Genomic DNA, 18557 nt, shown 5'->3' with positions numbered 1-18557 from the left:
TAGTTTTACATATCTATCATACTATCAAAATACATTGAACTTGAAACCTTTTTGAGTAAATACTTTAACTTATAGACGATCTAAATCAAGGTTCAGATTACGTATTAAGTAACAACTTGATCTATGTAAATAGTTAAAGAACTTAAGAGACGACGCATTAATGGAGAGAGTATTGTTCTGTAGAATATTCTCTAATACCCTACTTGCATACAGCGCCTATATCAAACCCCATAACGACTATTGATTAGTTTTATAATATTTAAACGGTTAATGCTTGTAAGAAACTTAACTAAACCATTACAATGCCTAGTATTCACCAATAAATGAAACTTAAAACATGAGCATAAAAGCAATTTACCCTGGCACATTCGATCCCGTTACAAATGGGCATTCAGACTTGATTTTACGTGCTAGCCTGTTATTTGGTGAGGTGATTATTGGTGTTGCTTCAAGCCCAAGTAAAAAGCCACGCTTTACACTTGAACAACGTGTTGAAATGATACAACAAATAACTAAAGACTTAGACAATGTTACCGTTGTTGGCTTTAGTGGTTTATTGGTCGACTTTGCTAAGCACCATCAAGCAAAAGTTTTAATTCGTGGCTTACGTGCAGTATCAGATTTTGAATATGAATTCCAATTAGCAAATATGAATCGCCGTTTATCACCTGATTTAGAAAGTGTCTTTTTAACACCTTCAGAAGGTAACTCTTTTATTTCATCAACATTAGTAAAAGAAGTCGTTTTACATAAAGGGGATGTCAGCCAATTTGTTCACCCTATTGTTCAAGATGCATTAAAAAAAGCCATCTTAAACTGATCTGACTTTTCACACTATTATGCTCTTAGGTATGTTTGGCTGATAATTAGGGCAATATACTGAGATTCTATTTGACTGCCTAGTTTCTAACAATGTTGCTTTACTAACAACCTTGTTTTGCAATAAAGGCTAATGAATGTTGATTAAAGCTATCTGGCTGCTCCACATTACAAACATGTCCACATTGTTGGATAGTATGTAGCAAACTATTTTTATGGCGCTTTACCATCTCTTTGACAGGCCCTAAAAACATATGATCCTCTTTGCCCATAATATAAAGAATAGGTATATCGATCTCTTTTTCCTTAAAGTAACGCATCAAAGGGTTTACATCCATAGCCAGTTTAAACCATCTAATAAATTCTTTTTGACACAATAATTTAGCTTCACGCACAAATAACAGACGAGATTCTTTATGACGCTTTTTTGGCATCATAATAAACGCAAACAAACGATACAACCACATATACGGCAAACAATGTTTAAAGATATTTCCTAAGTAAACTAGTGTATTGCTGCGGGTATTAAAGCGAGTAATAGCCCCTCCTAACACCATACTTGATACATATTCAGGTGCGATTTCTGCAATATTACGAATAATAATGGTACCTAATGAGATACCAACAAAATGTGCACAAACGATATTGTTATGATCTAATACATCAATAATATCTTCAGATACTTTATTAAAAGAGTAATTACTGTCGACAAAAGTTTGTACTAAATGGGTAGATTTTCCATGGCCACGAAGATCGAGTAAAAGAACATTATAGTCTTTCTGATAAACTCTAAGTTGACGAAACCAAATTGCCGAACTTCCGCCGGCACCATGGACAAAAACAACCCATATTTTACTGGTTTTATGTGGAATAATACGATGAAAAAGAATTGATTTACTCATTCTTACAATCACATACCTTATTATGACGCGCTTAATTGTCGTCAGTATAACTAACTTTTTAAGAAATCTCTTAATAAGTTCTGTTTTCAAAGACCTTGCAATAAACAAATTATTATAAACTTGGTTATGCTAAAACGATCCGCCATTAACCGTTCAAGACTAACTCATAAAGCCGTAAGATGTACTAATCAACTACAGTCTAGTCTTGCTGACAATTAGGACAATATACCGAGCTTCTATTTGACTGCCTAACTTCTAACAATGTTTCTTTACAAGTTAAACAAGCTTCTCCTGCTCGGCCATAAACAAATAATGATTGAGCAAAATATCCAGGTCGGCCATCAGCTTGAGTAAAATCTTTTAAGGTAGTGCCCCCTTGCTCAATCGCAGCAGCAAGCACTTGCTTTATAATATCGGTTAACCGATTATAACGCTGTCGGCTAATACTTCCTGCTAGCGCTGTAGGTAAAATACCCGCTAAAAATAACGCTTCATTAGCATAAATATTACCAACGCCCACCACTACATGATTATTCATTAAAAAAGTTTTAATGGGTACTTTTCTCTTTTTAGCCTTATTAAATAAATAATCGTGACCAAAATCATCGGTGAGTGGCTCTGGCCCTAGCTTACTTAATAGCCCCTGAGAATCATAATGCTCATCAAACCACAAAACGGCGCCAAAACGCCGAGGATCATTTAAGCGTAATACGACCCCATTGGCAAACACCAGATCGAAGTGATCGTGCTTAGCAACAGGTACCTCTTTATCAATCACACGAAGTGTACCTGACATACCCAAATGTAAAAGTAGACTTCCCGTGTCAAAACGCAGTAATAAATACTTAGCACGTCGGTCAACACTTTTAACATTTAATCCTATAAGTTTTTGTAAATCATCAGGAATAGGCCATCGTAACTTCGCATTACGAACAACCACCTTAGACACTTCATTATTTATAATGTGCGGACTAATCCCTAAACGGCACACTTCTACTTCAGGTAATTCAGGCATATACTCTCATGATACTTAGGCTACCTCAAAACAGAGGTATAAGTTGATGCTTCATGGTAGCAGGTAAAGCTAACCATATTTTCTTCTGTTGATTATACACTAACAGCTGCTCTACTAAAGGATACAACCTGAATAACTGCTCCTGCTCAACTCCTGCGATACCAATGCTTATTTCAATACTTTCTTGCCCCTCAATAACAATATCTGACGCTTGCATTAAGCCGCTACCTTGCTGCCATGCAAACATCATTTGGTCTATTTGCTGATTAGTTAAATCGACTAAAACCCCTTGGCTATTTGTTTTCCAAGCTCTAGCAACACGCTCAAATACTACTGATGTGTTATTGGGAAAGGCAATAGACAACGTTAATATCACGCTATGCTCAGGTAATATTAATTCATCATTAGTGTCTGTCTCTGGGAATAGTCGATTATTGGTGGTGTTAATGATTAAAATAATAATCATTACTGAAAATATAATGACATTATTCCATGCCGTTTTAGAAAGTTTCATTACTCATACATTGGTAAAATAAAGATGACTGACATCATACTGAAATAATAACCATAAAAGAACATTAGGACTATTTTTATATGCGGAGGATAAATTAAACAGGGCTACTATTGAGGCTAACCTTAATGACTATTTCATTAATTACGGGCATAAAAAAACCCAGTTAAACTGGGTTTTTTATTTTAACAAAGTAAAAATTAATTACTTAATTTTAGCTTCTTTATAGATTACGTGCTTACGAGCTTTTGGATCAAATTTTTTGATTTCCATTTTCTCTGGCATAGTCTTTTTATTCTTATCAGTAGTATAAAAATGACCTGTACCGGCACTAGAAACTAAACGAATCTTATCACGCATAATATTCTCCTAGAAAAGTTTTTAAACTTTTTCGCCACGGGCACGGATATCAGTTAATACTGCATCAATACCTTTCTTATCGATAATACGCATTCCTTTCGGAGTTAAACGTAATTTAACGAAACGATTTTCACTCTCTACCCAAAAACGGTGAGATTGAAGGTTTGGTAAAAAACGACGACGAGTCGCGTTTCTTGCGTGAGAACGGTTGTTCCCTACGACTGGTTTCTTGCCTGTTACTTGGCAAACTTTAGACATTTGAGTCACTCCAAAATTAATTTCAGCTCGAGCTATATTTTCCCCAAGACCGTCGCCTCGGGATCCTGAAAAAGGTGGCATATTATAGAGAAACTGAATAATTAATACTAGTACTAAAAATAAAAAGCTATAAAAAAGCGCATTTGATATTTTAAATTCTTATTAATCAATAGGCTAGAATACACACAACTATCGAAATATGCGCTATTTATATGCAAAAATATAAAATAAACGCTTTTTAATGATAGTTTTTATAAAATAAATGATGTTAATTAGCACCTGATTTACCTAAAATTTACTTTTAGCTTGCTATTTTTTAGTAAATAATTGTCCAATTAATACAAGTTTCATCGCTAAAAATTAAACAATTTCACCATGCTCTGCAAATGAATAACATTGATTTCCTGCAACAATCATATGATCTAACACTTTCACATCAATTAGTTGCAGTGCCTGTTCAAGTTTTTGTGTTATCTGTTTATCGGCAACACTCGCCTCAGCAATGCCTGACGGGTGATTATGGCATAAAATAACCGCTGCGGCATGATGAGCTAAGGCTTGCTCAACAACAACTCTAGGATAAACTGCTGCGGCATTTAGCGTCCCCAAGAATAATCGTTCAAATTTCAAGACCTGGTGCTGGTTATCCAAAAAAAGAACAGCAAAAACTTCCCTTGTTTCATTCCTCAGTTCACTTGCTAAATAATCTTTCGTTGCTTGTGACGATGTTATAGCATTGCCCTGCTGTACTAGTTTTTCTGCTAAATATCGTTTTGACATTTCTAAACAAGCTTGCAGCTGTACGTATTTAGCACTGCCTAAGCCATGGTGATGACAAAATTCTTTTTGATTCGCCCGAAAAACATTCCCTAAACTCCCAAAATTGACTAACAGGTTTCTAGACAAATCAACAACGTTACACCCTTTAACACCTGTTCTTAAAAAAATAGCAAGCAACTCAGCATCACTTAAACTCGCTGCACCAAGTGCCAGTAGTTTTTCTCTAGGCCGCTCTGAACTTGGCCAATGTTTTAGTGTTCGATCATTTGCGTCATGGGACGATGCTTTATCTAATTTACACATAGTCGGCTTCCTTGCTGTTTTTGTTAATGATTATTTTTCAAATAGTGCGAATAAATGCTATCGTATTAATAATATTATTCATCAGTTTAAGATTAGCAGATTATGCAAATTCTACAGGACAAAAAAATTGTTCTAGGTATCAGCGGAGGGATTGCCGCTTATAAAATCCCAGAATTAGTCCGTCGATTAAAAGAACAAGGTGCTGATATTCGGGTTGTTATGACCGAAGGTGCAAAAGCATTTATCACGCCACTAACGTTACAAGCTGTTTCGGGCAATGCCGTTGCAGATAGTTTACTAGATACAGCAGCCGAACTAGCCATGGGACACATAGAGCTAGCCAAATGGGCTGACTTAATTATCATAGCCCCTGCAACTGCAGATATTATTGCACGTATGACTGCAGGTATAGCAAATGACTTACTTACAACTATTTGTTTAGCCACTAGCGCACCTATCGCGATTGCCCCGGCGATGAATCAACAAATGTGGCACGCATTAGCAACACAAGCCAATATAAAAACCTTGAGCGAGCGTGATGTACAAATTTGGGGACCAGGTAGTGGTGAGCAAGCCTGTGGTGATGTCGGCTTAGGTCGTATGCTTGATGTGGATGAATTAGTCACTTTAGCGAGTGATTTTTGTACGGATAAATATTTACAAGGACAGCATTGGGTGATTACTGCAGGTCCAACACGTGAAGCGATAGATCCTGTGCGTTATATCTCTAATCACAGTTCAGGTAAAATGGGTTATGCCATTGCTCAAGCTGCCTTACGTGCAGGTGCTACTGTCACCTTAATTTCAGGACCCGTTAACATTAAAGCGCCTGTTGGAAGCCAGTTGATTAACGTAAACAGTGCTGATGAAATGCATGAACAAGCATTAAAATTTGCTCCCCAATGTACAACTTTTGTTGCTTGTGCTGCCGTTGCTGATTACCGAGTTGCACACATAGCGACACAAAAAATCAAAAAAAATAATGATGCTATGCAACTTGAATTAGTGAAAAATCACGATATTGTTGCTGATGTAGCGCATTTAGATAACAAACCATTTATGGTAGGTTTCGCAGCTGAAACACAAAATGTGGAGCAGTACGCTCGTGGTAAACTAATACGTAAAAATTTAGACTTAATAGCTGCTAATGATGTAGCAAAATCAGGTCAAGGCTTTAACAGTAATGATAATGCGTTAACCCTATATAGTACTATTGATAAAACAGATATTCCGTTAGCCAACAAACAAATAGTGGCTCAAAAATTAGTCTCTTTAATTAATCAGCATTATTTAGCAAAACAAAAATAAGTAACAATACCTAACAAAAACAATAAATAATAGAGAATCTTCTTACTATGCCAGCTAGCCCCAAAAGCCCACAAAAGATTAGTCGGAAACAACAAATATTAGAGTGTTTAGCGCTGATGTTACAGTCAAGCCCTGGTCAACGTATTACAACCGCAAAACTTGCAGCGGAAGTAGGCGTATCAGAAGCGGCTTTGTATCGACACTTTCCATCTAAAGCACGTATGTTTGAAGGGTTAATCGATTTTATTGAAGAATCTGTTTTTTCTAGAATTAACTTAATTTTAACCGATCACAAAGAAACACTAGTGCGCTGTCATCATGTACTTCATGTGTTATTGGTTTTTGCTGAGCGAAATCCAGGCATGTGCCGCATTTTATCAGGTGATGCTCTCATGGGTGAAAATGAACGTTTACGCGTTCGAGTTCACCAATTTTTTGAAAAACTTGAATCACAATTTAAACAAATATTGCGTGAACGAAAATTACGCGAAGGTAAAACATTCACCATTAACGAACAAGCGCTTGCTAACATTTTAGTGGCTTTTGCTGAAGGAAAGATCAGCCAATATGTACGATCTGGCTTTGACAAAAAACCTAGCAGTAACTTCAATGAGCAATGGCAATTTTTAATGGCGAGCAAATAAGGAAAAACATGTCTACATTATCACATCTTAAACCTGAAGGTTTATGGCAATTATTCGAAAAAATTTGCAGCATCCCTCACCCATCAAAACATGAGCAAAAAATTTCGGCTTGGATTCAAAGTTGGGCAGCAGAGCTTAATTTATCCATTAAAGAAGATGCCGTGGGAAATCTTTTTATTAAAAAACCAGCTACAAAAGGTATGGAAGATCGCCAAGGCATCATTCTACAAGCTCACATGGATATGGTGCCACAAAAAAATAATGATACCGTACATGATTTTTTAACCGATCCGATTAAGCCTTATGTTATTGAAAGTGGTGATTGGGTTACAGCTGAAGGCACTACTTTAGGTGCTGACAATGGCGTTGGCTTAGCATCAGCTTTAGCTATTTTAGCTAGCGATGATATTGCTCATGGCCCACTTGAAGTTTTAGTCACTATTGATGAAGAAGCGGGTATGTCTGGTGCTTTTGGTCTTGAGTCTGGTTGGTTAGATGGCGATATTTTAATTAATACTGATTCTGAGCAAGAGGGCGAAGTTTATATGGGCTGTGCTGGTGGTATTGATGGTACAGCAACTTTTAAATTAGATTTTGATGACGTACCCGCAAATTATCAAGCATTTAACTTATCGATCTCTGGTTTAAAGGGCGGGCATTCCGGCGTTGATATCGATACCGGCAGAGCAAATGCAAATAAACTCTTAGTACGCTTTTTACTTGAAGCAAGTAATAGATTCGAGCTACGTTTAACTGAGCTAAATGGTGGCAGTTTACGTAACGCTATTCCGCGTGAAGCAAATGCAAGCTTTGTTATACCTACAACAGACGTACCAGCATTAAAAGAGCAACTAGCTCAATATTTAACAACAATTCAACACAATTTAAGCGTCATTGAAACGGATATTGATATGCTGCTTATTTCACCAGAAGAATTTGAACAATGTTGGAGTAGCACAACACAACATCAAATACTACGTGCGTTAAATGCATGCCCTAATGGTGTTATTCGAATGAGTGATGATATTGAAGGTATCGTTGAAACGTCATTAAATTTAGGTGTTGTACGTACACGAGGTAAAAACTTTACTGCCCTAGTACTTATTCGAAGTTTACATGATGATGGTCGTTTAGAAACACAACGTACGGTGCAATCCGTATTTGAGCTAGCTGATGCGAGTATTAAATTTAGTGGTGCATATCCAGGCTGGAAACCAAACCCAGATTCAGCCATTATGAAAACAGTCAGTGAGACATATGAAGAGCTATTTAATAAAGTGCCAGCTGTCATGGTAATTCATGCAGGTTTAGAGTGTGGATTATTTAAAAAGCCTTATCCACATTGGGATATGGTATCAATAGGGCCAACCATTAAATTTCCTCATTCACCTGATGAGAAAATTGAAATTGCTACAGTTGAACAATATTGGCAACTATTAACCGCTGTGTTAGCAAAAGCCCCAAAAAAATAATCAACCTTAGCAATTCACTCGCCCCAAAAAAGATCTAACTTTGGGGCTTCAATATTAAGTTATACCAGTTTCATTAATTAAGTGAACAATTTTATACCTAAAAAAAATTGCCAAATATAAGGCATTTATTTCGATAACTAGTTGTTCTAATTATTAAATAAATAACGTTTCAGTTGGTGATTTTAGCAAGTAGAAATGATCACATGGTTGGTGAGATTGGTATTAATATAGGTGGGATTTCTCCCTATCCATATTAACTTAAAAGTAACATTGGTCATTAGCCAATTTTCCGTTAGAATAGGAGAACAATTAAAATAGGACTTTTCTATGATTCAGCCACAAAAAATAATAATTGCTGATGATCACCCTTTATTTAGACAGGCTTTATTGGGAACCTTACGGAATAAGTTAAGTCAAACAATTTGGCTTGAAGCGGAAACCATAGCAGAGCTTGAACAACAGTTACAAAATAATAACGAAAGTGACTTGTTGCTATTAGATTTAAATATTCCTGGTGCTCACGGTTTTAGTACCTTAATTCACGTTAGAAATCATTTTCCGCAAATTCCTGTTGTTGTCGTTTCCGCTCATGAAGATCAAAATACTATTGGTAAAGCAATGGGTTATGGCGCAGCGGGCTTTATTCCAAAATCAACACCCGTTGATGATATTTTTACCGCGATTATGACCGTTTTATCTGGTGATATTTGGTTACCTGCTTCATTTCAAGCGACTTCAGCAAACACCGACACAACAGATATAGCGGAACGCGTTGCCAGCTTAACTCAGCAACAATACCGTATTTTAATGATGTTTGCTCAAGGTTTACTAAATAAACAAATTGCCTATGATCTTAATGTTTCTGAAGCAACGATCAAAGCGCATGCTACAGCCATATTTCGTAAGCTCGATGTGCGTAATAGAACACAAGCAGTTATCGCTATCTCTCAACTAAATTTAGCTGAAACAGGTTTTGATCAATCATAACGAATACCCGATTGACCATTAACCAGCCGTGCAAAATAAGTAAACATTAGTTGTTTCAGCAACAAGTTAATCGCCGTAATCTACTTGTAACTTCTGCGCCAGTTTGGCACTCATTAACGCTCTCAGCGCAGCCGGTTTTACTAGTTTTCGCATAAAGCCTACATCAGCATTTTTTGCTTTATTTTCAATACCAATCTCTGTTGTGGCTGTAATTAATATTGCTGGTATATAGTGATTACAATCACGTCGCATATCAGCAATTAATGTTAGGCCATCCGCTTGCTCTCCTACAGGTAAACCTTCATGGTAACCTAGTTGATAATCAACCAACAAAATATCAATATCACTTTGATGATTAGCAAACTCTATTAATGCTGTTTCTCGAGAATCAGCAGCAAGTATATTACATTGCCACGCAGACAATAACTCAACCATACCGCTTAACACGTCGGGATCATTATCTATACATAATACGGTAATACCTTTTAAACCCATATTCTTTATTGGGGTAGCTAACTGCGGTTGCGCTATTACTTGGCTCGATCTTTCAACCGAAATAGAAAATTTACAGCCTTGCATCTCCCTTGATTGCAAACTTAGAGAATGACCTAGTAGTTGCACCAAAGATTGCGTAATATTTAATCCTAACCCCAAGCCTCGAGATGACTGGCTTGTTGGTGTATCTAATTGAGTAAATTGCTCAAATACTAAGACTTGTTTTTCCAATGGAATACCAGGTCCATTATCAAGCACTTGAATAACCACATCATTATTTGATATTCTCGCCCCTAACAACACCTTACCTGGGCTCGCATATCTAAAGGCATTACCGACAAGGTTTTGAATAATACGTCGAAGTAAGTGCTTATCAGACTTGACCCAAGTTTTAGTTGCCACCAATCTAAATTCAACATTTTGTTCAATAGCTAACGCAGCAAATTCTTGCTCTAAGTCATCAAACAATTCATTTAAAGAAAATACCTCAATATGCGGCTTAATATTGCCACTTTCTAAACGAGCAATTTCGGCTAAATCAGCTAATAAATCGTTTGCAGCCCTAAGCGACTTATCAATATTGTCCACTTGTCTTTGTTGCTCAAAGGTTAAGTCTTTTTGCTCCGTTAAGGCCGAAGTAAATAAGCGAGCTGCCTCTAGAGGTTGCATAAGATCATGACTGCATGCTTTTAAATATTGGCTCTTTTTAATATGTGCCTGTTCAGCTTTTTCATGGGCTTTAGCAAGTGCTTCATTGGTTTTTGCTAGGGTTAATGTACGCTCATAAACTCGTGTTTCAAGATCTAAGTTAGCTTCTTTTAATACTTGTTCAGCTTGACGATACGCTGTGATATCAGAAAATAGCATAACAAAACCACCACCTGGTAATGGATTACCTTCAATAAGAATAGTTTGACCATTAGCGTGCTGTCTTTCTGAGCTATGTGGACTACCTTTTCGTAAATACTCTAATCGTCTAAAAACCTGATTATCAATATCTCCCGCGCCACACAAACCACGTTTAACATTATGACGAATTAACGCTTCAATAGGACTACCTATTTTGACAAGTTCAGGAGGGTAATCGAATAAATCTAAATACTTTTTGTTCCATGCCACAAGTTTTAGCTCTTCATCAACAATAGAAATACCTTCACTGGCATTTTCTATCGCGCTTTGCAGTAAATTCTGAGAAAACTCTTGTTTTTGACTCGAAGCATCTTCTACCAATACCGCTATTTCATCTAAAGCAATATCCCGACCATCAAGTGCTGAAGATAATACTAAGCGTGCGGAAGATGCTCCCATCACCAACGCTAATGTATTTTCAGTTTGCTGTAGTAATAATTGATTATATTTAGCATTACCTAATTGTTTTTTATTGTGTGACGATTGGAACAAACTAAAACTTGATTTCGCTTTACTTTCACCCACGAAACGCGAGGCAAGTAATTCTAATTCGCTCACATCTAATTGTCGCTTCTTTTCTACTTTCAATAATGTAGGTGATTGCCATTCTAGAAATAATGAGGCCTGAACGCGTTCTTGAACACTTTGACGGCTGATTTGTGACAATGCCCACATCACAATAATATTTGCCGATAAACTAAAAAGTGTCGCCGTTGATTTAGAAGATAAAAGTCCTTCAGCAAAAGGAGTTGAATATAAACCAAACTGAGGCAAAAAGTTTAAAGTTAACCACAATATAAAGCCAACTAAAATCCCTGCATATACCCCAACTAAACTCGCTCTTCGCCAATAAAAAGCAACAACTAGAGCTGGTGTTAATTGTGCGAACGCCCCAAAAGCCACTTCACCTGATGAAGATAATGTGTCAGTCGATGCCAGACTAAACACCCCATATCCAGACATTATTACAAATAATATCAGCAATTTACGTATATTTAATAACCGTCTTCTAAAATTATCGTAATTAGTTTGAGCAACTTTTTGTCTGCGATAAAGTAAAGGAAAAATAATTTCATTACTGAGCATGGTACTCAAAGCAATCGCTGAAATAATCACCATAGAACTAGCTGCTGAAACCGCACCCAGAAAAGTAAAAAGTGTTAGCCAAGTTTGATCACCAATACTAGGTAAAAACAATACATACATATCAGAAGAAACTGTATCGCCTAATAGTAACTGTCCAGCAAGCCCTAGAGGGGCAGCAAAAAAAGCAAAAATTAATAAGTATAGTGGAAATACACGTCGGCCTAGCCAAGTATCTTTGTTAGATCTTAGCTCTACTACCATTACTTGAAACTGCCTTGGTAACGAAAGAAATGCCGCCATCACAATCACCAACATTGCCAACATTGAGCTAATATTACCTACATTTATTTGCTGCTCCATTTTCACTGTTGCATTAGACTGCTGCCAAATATCAAGTGGCGAATCAAATAATGAAAAGCATACAAATAAACTTACGGCTAAAAAGGCAATAATTTTCACCAATGACTCAAAAGCAATCGCCAACATCACTCCAGGATGCCGCTCAGTTACATCAATATTTCGGATGCCAAATAAAATAGTAAATATAGACAAGACAATACTGATCACCAAACCAATATGCCAACTACTTAAACTTTGATCGACCTGTAATTGCTGGAAGGTATACACCATAGCTTTTAACTGAAGCGCAATATATGGCATGGTTCCAACGAAGGAAACAATCGTGACAATAATAGCGAGGTTGTGTGATTTACCGAATCGAGAAGCGAGCAAATCTGCAATAGAGGTGAGGTTTAGCTTTAAACTAATACGAATAATACGTTGAATAAACGGCCAAGCAAAAACAAAAAGCAAGGTAGGGCCAAGGTAAATCGGTATATGTGATAAAAAATTTGTTGATGCTTGCCCTGCCGTACCTAAAAAGCTCCATGACGTACAATAAACACCGAGTGTCAGCGCATAAATAGCACTTTGCCCTTTTTTGGCCAGTTGGTTACGGTACTTATCACCTAAAAAAGCAATGATGAAGAGTAAGCAAATGTAAATTAAACTAATACTAACTAATTGCCAATTGGGGAACATTACGCTTCTCTGATATTAATGGATAGAAATAGTTCTATCCGATTTGAATACGATACTTTATCAATATACCGACAAAGTAACAGCTGAATAAATACGACCTTTAGCTAAATAATTAAAAAGTTATCGCACTCTTTTACTAAATAGCTAAGCATTATTATTAAAATCTTGCTAGACTGCGCCTCGAACCAAGGAGTGCGGTTTTATTTCCTTACTTTCGATAGTAATAAAATAAATAGCTGCTGAGATGTTGATGATTTCAACAAACCCTTTGAACCTGGACGGGAATTAGTCACTAAAATAACTTTAGCGATTAATATAACCGGCGTAGGAATGGTTAGTGATCGCATCACAGTCTACCTTAGACAACCTCCCAGTGCCGGATCCCATAGTATAACTTGATTTAATACTTATGAGATCTTTATGAATTTTACCAAATCCACGCTTACTTTAGCAATTGCTTCTTTAGTACTTTCAACTCCCTTAATGAGTTTGCACGTTCATGCTCAAGAAGAAAAAACAGCCTTAGAAACGATTACCGTTACTAGTGATTTCAGGCAGCAAAACTTATTAAATACTCCTAGCGCATTATCAGTGTTAACTGATCTAGAAATACAGCAACGTAATGCTCAAAATCTTGAAGAATTAGCCGCGATTATTCCCAACGTTAATTTCGCTAGTGGCTCTCAACGTGCACGTTATTATCAAATTCGTGGCATTGGTGAACGTAGTCAATACAATGAACCTATTAACCCATCTGTGGGCATGATTATTGACGGCATAGACTTTACTGGTATTGGTAGTATTGCAACCCTTTTTGATGTTCAACAGGTCGAAGTATTTCGCGGCCCTCAAGGCACTCGCTTTGGTGCAAATGCGCTCGCGGGCATGTTTAATATTACCACCAAGGCACCGACAGATGAATTTGAAGGTAACATAAAACTAGATGCTGGCAATTATCATAGCTATGGTTTAGGCGTGGCGCTTTCGGGTCCAGCTTCAGATGCAGTTAATTATCGTTTATCGGTAAATAAATACCAAAGTGATGGCTTTATTGACAATACTTATTTAAACAAAAGTGACACCAATAACAGAGATGAATTAAGCCTGAGAGGCAAATTATCAATACAAGCAAGCGATGACTTAACCATTGACTTATCGGCCTTTCATTTTGACTTTGACAATGGCTTTGATGCTTTTTCATTAGATAATAATCGTCAAACATTATCTGATCAACCTGGTGTTGATCAGCAAGAAACAAGCGCTTTAGCCGCAAAATTTACCTATGAAGGTTTTGACAATTTTACCTTGGTTACCTTATTAAGCCATGCAGACTCTGATTTAACCTATGGCTTTGATGAAGACTGGGCTTATGTTGGTATTTCCACACCTGAAAATATTGAAAATCAAGATTATGCTTATTATGAATATTCTTCTACCGATTATTACTTTCGTGATAAATCGACCCAAACGATTGAATTACGAGCATTATCAAATAAAGAAAGTGCATTATTCAATGGTACAACATCTTGGGTTACTGGTCTCTATTTCAAGCAAGATGATGCAGATTTAAAGCGTCAATATACATACTTATCAAATGACTACACATCAACATTTGACAGCCAATCTATTGCTATTTATGGTCAACTTGATACTCAATTAAACGAACAATGGCAACTAACGTCAGGTATTAGAATTGAACAGCGTACTGCTGATTACTTTAACTCAGATGGTTTTAATGACAGTCCTGACGATACCATGGTTGGAGGTAAGGTAGTCCTTAGTTACCAACAAAATGATGATGCTTTTTGGTATGGTTCAATCAACAGAGGGTATAAAGCAGGTGGTGCAAATACCGATGGTAGCTTGCCTGATGACTTACGAACCTTTGAGCCGGAATATTTAATCAATTATGAATTAGGTTACAAGCTTTCCTTACTCGATAATTCAGCGTTTATTCGTACTGCTGTTTTTTATATGGACAGAACCGATGTTCAAGTTAAAAGTTCACAAACCATAGTTCGTGAAGATGCCAGCTCTGAGTTTATTTCATATCTTGGCAATGCCGCTACAGGATCAAATATAGGTGTTGAAATTGAAGCAAACTGGCAAATTAACGAACAGTTTGAGCTTTATGGTGCGCTAGGTTTACTTGATACCGAATTTAATGATTTCATCAATGCCGACGGTGTATCTTTAGATGGTCGTCAACAAGCACATGCGCCAAATTATCAATTTAACCTTGGCGTGAACCTTTATCCTAGTGAATACTGGTTAGTTAATATTTCTCTTGATGGTAAAGATGGGTTTTATTACTCTGATAGCCATAATGAAAGATCTAAATCTGTTGAGTTAATCAATGCTTCTATCACTTATTTACAGGATGACTACCAAGTTAAAATTTGGGCACGTAATTTAGCTGATGAAAACTATACTAATCGTGGTTTCTATTTTGGTAATGATCCACGAGATGGATATAAAGATAAAGCATATACACAACTATCTGAACCTTTAGTTTTTGGTATAACGTTCGATTACCAATTCTAATAACTAACGATAACAGGGTAAATACACCGCGTTCAGATTACATATGAACGACCATTTATAATTATAGGATTTTTATGAATATCTCTATCGAATTAAGTTTATATCCATTGGCCGAAGACCAATATAAAAGCGAAATTTGGGCTTTTATTAGACGTCTTCGTGATACAGAGGGTTTAGAGGTTGTTACTAATGGCATGAGTACTCAAGTATTTGGTGACTATGATTTAGCAATGAATAAAGTAATGGCTGAAATCAAACGAGTTCATAGCACTACTGGCGCAGCTGTTTTTGTGTGTAAATTTATCAGTGGTCATCATGCACAGCCGGAAGCTGAAAGTTAATGTCTGACTTACTCATCAGTTTTATTACTTATGCTGAAAGTTTACCTTGGCTTGAGCTAGTAGCAATGCTACTAGCACTTGCTTATGTTTTATTAGCTGCAGCAGGTTCAATATGGTGTTGGCCTGCTGCGTTAATCAGCACCGCAATCTATACTTATGTGTTCTATGACGTATTACTATTGATGGATAGCGCTTTAAGTATTTATTATTTAGTGATGGCTGTTTATGGGTATTGGGCTTGGCAACAACGTACACCAACAAAAAATGAACAGAGTTCGCCCCCTTTAGACATTGTTTCTTGGCAATTTAGTTTTCACGTGAAAGCTTGCTTAGTATTAACCTTTATTGCCTTAGCATTAGGGTATATCATGGCGAACTATACCCCTGCAGATTTCCCCTATCTTGATACCTTTACGACAGTATTTGCTGTATTTGCTACCTATTTGGTCGCTCAGAAAGTACTCGAGAATTGGCTTTACTGGATAGTAATAGATGCTGCATCAATTTATTTGTATATTGAAAAAGATTTAACGCCAACCGCTGTTTTATTTATCCTTTATACATTTATTGCCACCTGGGGTTATTTCAAATGGCGCAGTCTATATTTGGGCAATCGCATAGCAATAAAACACAGAGTAAATAGTTAAATTATTATGCTGCCACCACTAAGTACATTAGCCTGTTTTAAGACTGTCGATGCTATTGTGCCAATCACAGCAGGGTTAAGTAGCCAATGCTACCAAGTATTTGCGGATAATAAGTGTTTTTTTGCTAAACAGGTCACTACTACTGACGAACCACTTGTCAATATATATGCTGCGTCAAAAAATATCAGCCCAAGCGTAATTTATCACGATAATCATTGGCTCATTACAGAGTTTATCGCTGGAGATAACTTATCTTTAGCGCAAGAAACCCTTGATGAAAAAATAATGCTTGCGACTAAATTAATGGCACAATGCCATCAATTAAAAGTTAATGTAAACAAGCAAGTACCAGAAAGTGTTATTGGTTCTTTCATGAATGAACAAGCATTTTTAGCGCAACAATTTTCAACTCAACAACAGAACGCCCTTCTGCGCTGCAGTAAAGACATAATTACCTCACTTAACGCCACAGCTGATACAACTAGCAAGGGTCACACAAACCTCGTTTGTTGCCATGGCGATATTAATTTTAGTAATATAGTTCTGTCATTAGATCAAACCGCATATTTAGTTGATTATGAATGTGTGTGCTTAGCGCCAGCTGAATATGATCTAGCCATGCTAGTTGCAGTAAATAACCTCAATGAAGATAAATTATCCCTAGTTATTAAACTATACCAAAAGCATATTCCTGGTGATATTAATCAAACACGAGTAAAAGACTATCTGCAATTTTGTTACTTTATTAATGGTCTTTGGTATGCGCAAGCATACAATAAGTCTAATCTTGAACAGTTTGTTCACCTAGCCAAACAACAATGGCAACACCTTCCTTTTCAGCAAAACCTCTTCTTTAACATTTAATCCTTCATCAAGCTCATGTGATGAACACATTGCAAAGCTACAATAGTTCGAGTAGTTTAACTGTAACCCTATATCTATTTCACACAAACAATTGGATCTCATTTATGTCCGTAGAAACTATTTACAAGGTGGCTTTACATCCTTTTATCAATGAATCTATTGCAAGCTTAAAGGCAATGGCTCATCTGTCAGGATCTTCTGCAGATGCTTTCATGGATAAGGTAGAAGACTTTAGGTTCAAAGGCTATGCCGTTTGCTCTGAGGTGAGTGGCTGTATTAATGGCGTGATTATGATGCATCATTACCCAGAGACTGCCATCGCAATAGGCAACTCAGTATGCGAAACTATGTTTAATGAAAAATATGATTATAGCGAAATAAATGAAGAACTTAGCAATGCTCTAGCTGAATGGGGCAACACTATTGTTGGTCGCTCTACTGATTTACTCAGTCGTCATAATTTAGAGTTTAATTTTTCAAGCCCTTACTTTCTACATAACTTTGATGAAATGGAGAAATATTTAGACGGCGTTAAAGAAATTGTCACTGTACCTATAACTGTTGAAGGTGTTGGCCGATATTATTTCAACCTGCTCATTCGCGATGTAAGTTTCCAAACTAACACAACCAAACGTGAAGAAAGTACAGGTATTGCTAACCCGCACACTACCCCATTACCAACAAACAATAAAATATTACTAGTTGACGATAGTGCTATGATTCGAAAAGCATTAAAACGTTTTCTAAATAGCCTAGGATATGAGAATGTCATTGAAGCTAACGATGGTACTAGTGCATTAACCATGGTAGAAAATGAATCGCCCGACTTTATGTTTATGGATGTTGTTATGGGCGAAATGAATGGTGATGAAGCATTAAAAATCATTCGAGAAAAGGGCTATAACGTACCAGTAGTCATGCTGTCATCTGTCACTGACCAAACGTTAGTTAAGCAGTGTGAACAACATGGTGTTTCTGGTTTTATTTTTAAGCCAATTCAAGCAAACAATGGCGCTGAAATCATAAAGTCATATTTAAAAGTTATTTAAAAGAAAAGATAAACAGCCAGTTTAACTAATTTACATAAACTGGCTTATTATTTATGCCTGTGTGGCACCTAAATTAATATTACAGGTTAATAACCTATAGTAGAGTGTCTCTTTGCTAAATACACCAGCGATACTCGGATTAATTTTAATACAATAGAATTATAACGAAAGAGACTTTAATCGCATTGTTGAGCTACTTATAAAAACAATGGCAAATGTAAG

The 18557-nt window shown here is 36.6% G+C and carries 17 protein-coding genes and 1 riboswitch; of the genes, 10 read left to right on the top strand and 7 right to left on the bottom strand.

The genetic code is table 11. The features are described from left to right. Positions 1 to 337 precede the first annotated feature (337 nt). On the top strand, positions 338 to 820 hold the full coding sequence (coaD, locus tag KO509_RS03005; protein WP_215971801.1) for a pantetheine-phosphate adenylyltransferase: 483 nt from the start codon (positions 338 to 340) through the stop codon (positions 818 to 820). A 103-nt stretch (positions 821 to 923) separates the two neighbouring features. On the opposite strand, the gene KO509_RS03000 is transcribed toward coaD, so the two are convergent. From KO509_RS03000 to radC, 6 genes are all read right to left on the bottom strand, one after another. Continuing rightward, positions 924 to 1721 (bottom strand): alpha/beta hydrolase, encoded by a 798-nt coding sequence (locus KO509_RS03000; protein WP_215971800.1) that lies wholly within the window; start codon positions 1719 to 1721, stop codon positions 924 to 926. 199 nt (positions 1722 to 1920) lie between these two features. Continuing rightward, positions 1921 to 2736 carry a bifunctional DNA-formamidopyrimidine glycosylase/DNA-(apurinic or apyrimidinic site) lyase gene (gene mutM, locus KO509_RS02995; RefSeq protein WP_215971799.1) on the bottom strand — a complete coding sequence of 272 codons (816 nt, stop codon included), beginning with the start codon at positions 2734 to 2736 and terminating at the stop codon, positions 1921 to 1923. 25 nt (positions 2737 to 2761) lie between these two features. After that, positions 2762 to 3250: a hypothetical protein gene (locus tag KO509_RS02990; RefSeq protein ID WP_215971798.1), complete on the bottom strand. Its 489-nt coding sequence runs from the start codon at positions 3248 to 3250 to the stop codon at positions 2762 to 2764. Positions 3251 to 3451: 201 nt separating this feature from the next. Beyond that, positions 3452 to 3607: a 50S ribosomal protein L33 gene (gene rpmG, locus KO509_RS02985; RefSeq protein WP_033078277.1), complete on the bottom strand. Its 156-nt coding sequence runs from the start codon at positions 3605 to 3607 to the stop codon at positions 3452 to 3454. Positions 3608 to 3628: 21 nt separating this feature from the next. Further along, entirely contained in the window at positions 3629 to 3865 is a 237-nt protein-coding gene (rpmB, locus tag KO509_RS02980) for a 50S ribosomal protein L28 (protein WP_159822134.1), read from the bottom strand. A gap of 360 nt (positions 3866 to 4225) precedes the next feature. Beyond that, positions 4226 to 4948, bottom strand: coding sequence for a DNA repair protein RadC (radC, locus tag KO509_RS02975; RefSeq protein WP_215971797.1), 723 nt, complete (start codon positions 4946 to 4948; stop codon positions 4226 to 4228). A 102-nt stretch (positions 4949 to 5050) separates the two neighbouring features. Here radC and coaBC point away from each other — a divergent pair, with 102 nt between their 5' ends. The 4 genes from coaBC to KO509_RS02955 all read left to right on the top strand — a co-directional run bounded on the left by coaBC (position 5051) and on the right by KO509_RS02955 (position 9359). Next, complete coding sequence (coaBC, locus tag KO509_RS02970; RefSeq protein WP_215971796.1) at positions 5051 to 6256, top strand: bifunctional phosphopantothenoylcysteine decarboxylase/phosphopantothenate--cysteine ligase CoaBC; 1206 nt, start codon at positions 5051 to 5053, stop codon at positions 6254 to 6256. 47 nt (positions 6257 to 6303) lie between these two features. Then, positions 6304 to 6900, top strand: coding sequence for a nucleoid occlusion factor SlmA (gene slmA / locus KO509_RS02965; protein ID WP_215971795.1), 597 nt, complete (start codon positions 6304 to 6306; stop codon positions 6898 to 6900). Between the two features lie 8 nt (positions 6901 to 6908). Further along, the gene (locus tag KO509_RS02960; RefSeq protein WP_215971794.1) at positions 6909 to 8372 is read left to right on the top strand and encodes an aminoacyl-histidine dipeptidase; all 1464 of its coding nucleotides are present in this window, start codon (positions 6909 to 6911) and stop codon (positions 8370 to 8372) included. A 327-nt stretch (positions 8373 to 8699) separates the two neighbouring features. Further along, positions 8700 to 9359 (top strand): response regulator transcription factor, encoded by a 660-nt coding sequence (locus KO509_RS02955; protein ID WP_215971793.1) that lies wholly within the window; start codon positions 8700 to 8702, stop codon positions 9357 to 9359. Positions 9360 to 9425: 66 nt separating this feature from the next. Here KO509_RS02955 and KO509_RS02950 read toward each other — a convergent pair whose 3' ends face one another. Next, the gene (locus KO509_RS02950; RefSeq protein WP_215971792.1) at positions 9426 to 12890 is read right to left on the bottom strand and encodes a PAS-domain containing protein; all 3465 of its coding nucleotides are present in this window, start codon (positions 12888 to 12890) and stop codon (positions 9426 to 9428) included. Between the two features lie 178 nt (positions 12891 to 13068). Beyond that, positions 13069 to 13238, top strand: a riboswitch (TPP riboswitch). 72 nt (positions 13239 to 13310) lie between these two features. Between KO509_RS02950 and KO509_RS02945 the strand changes: the two genes are divergently transcribed. The 5 genes from KO509_RS02945 to KO509_RS02925 all read left to right on the top strand — a co-directional run bounded on the left by KO509_RS02945 (position 13311) and on the right by KO509_RS02925 (position 18335). Beyond that, entirely contained in the window at positions 13311 to 15434 is a 2124-nt protein-coding gene (locus KO509_RS02945) for a TonB-dependent receptor (protein WP_215971791.1), read from the top strand. 74 nt (positions 15435 to 15508) lie between these two features. Beyond that, a complete protein-coding gene (locus KO509_RS02940) occupies positions 15509 to 15775 on the top strand; it encodes a hypothetical protein (protein WP_215971790.1) in 267 nt (88 codons plus the stop codon). Continuing rightward, a complete protein-coding gene (pnuC, locus tag KO509_RS02935) occupies positions 15775 to 16422 on the top strand; it encodes a nicotinamide riboside transporter PnuC (RefSeq protein ID WP_215971789.1) in 648 nt (215 codons plus the stop codon). Before KO509_RS02940 ends, pnuC begins: the two co-directional genes overlap by 1 nt. 6 nt (positions 16423 to 16428) lie before the next feature. Further along, positions 16429 to 17286, top strand: a complete 858-nt coding sequence (locus KO509_RS02930) for a phosphotransferase (RefSeq protein ID WP_215971788.1) — start codon at positions 16429 to 16431, stop codon at positions 17284 to 17286. A gap of 104 nt (positions 17287 to 17390) precedes the next feature. Next, positions 17391 to 18335, top strand: coding sequence for a response regulator (locus tag KO509_RS02925; RefSeq protein WP_215971787.1), 945 nt, complete (start codon positions 17391 to 17393; stop codon positions 18333 to 18335). Positions 18336 to 18557 lie beyond the last annotated feature (222 nt).

Origin of the sequence: Colwellia sp. C2M11 (genome assembly GCF_018860915.1) — a bacterium.
Taxonomy (GTDB): Bacteria; Pseudomonadota; Gammaproteobacteria; order Enterobacterales; family Alteromonadaceae; genus Colwellia.
The sequence above is the reverse complement of the archived record's forward strand: the minus strand, read 5'-3'. Positions and strand labels throughout refer to the sequence as shown.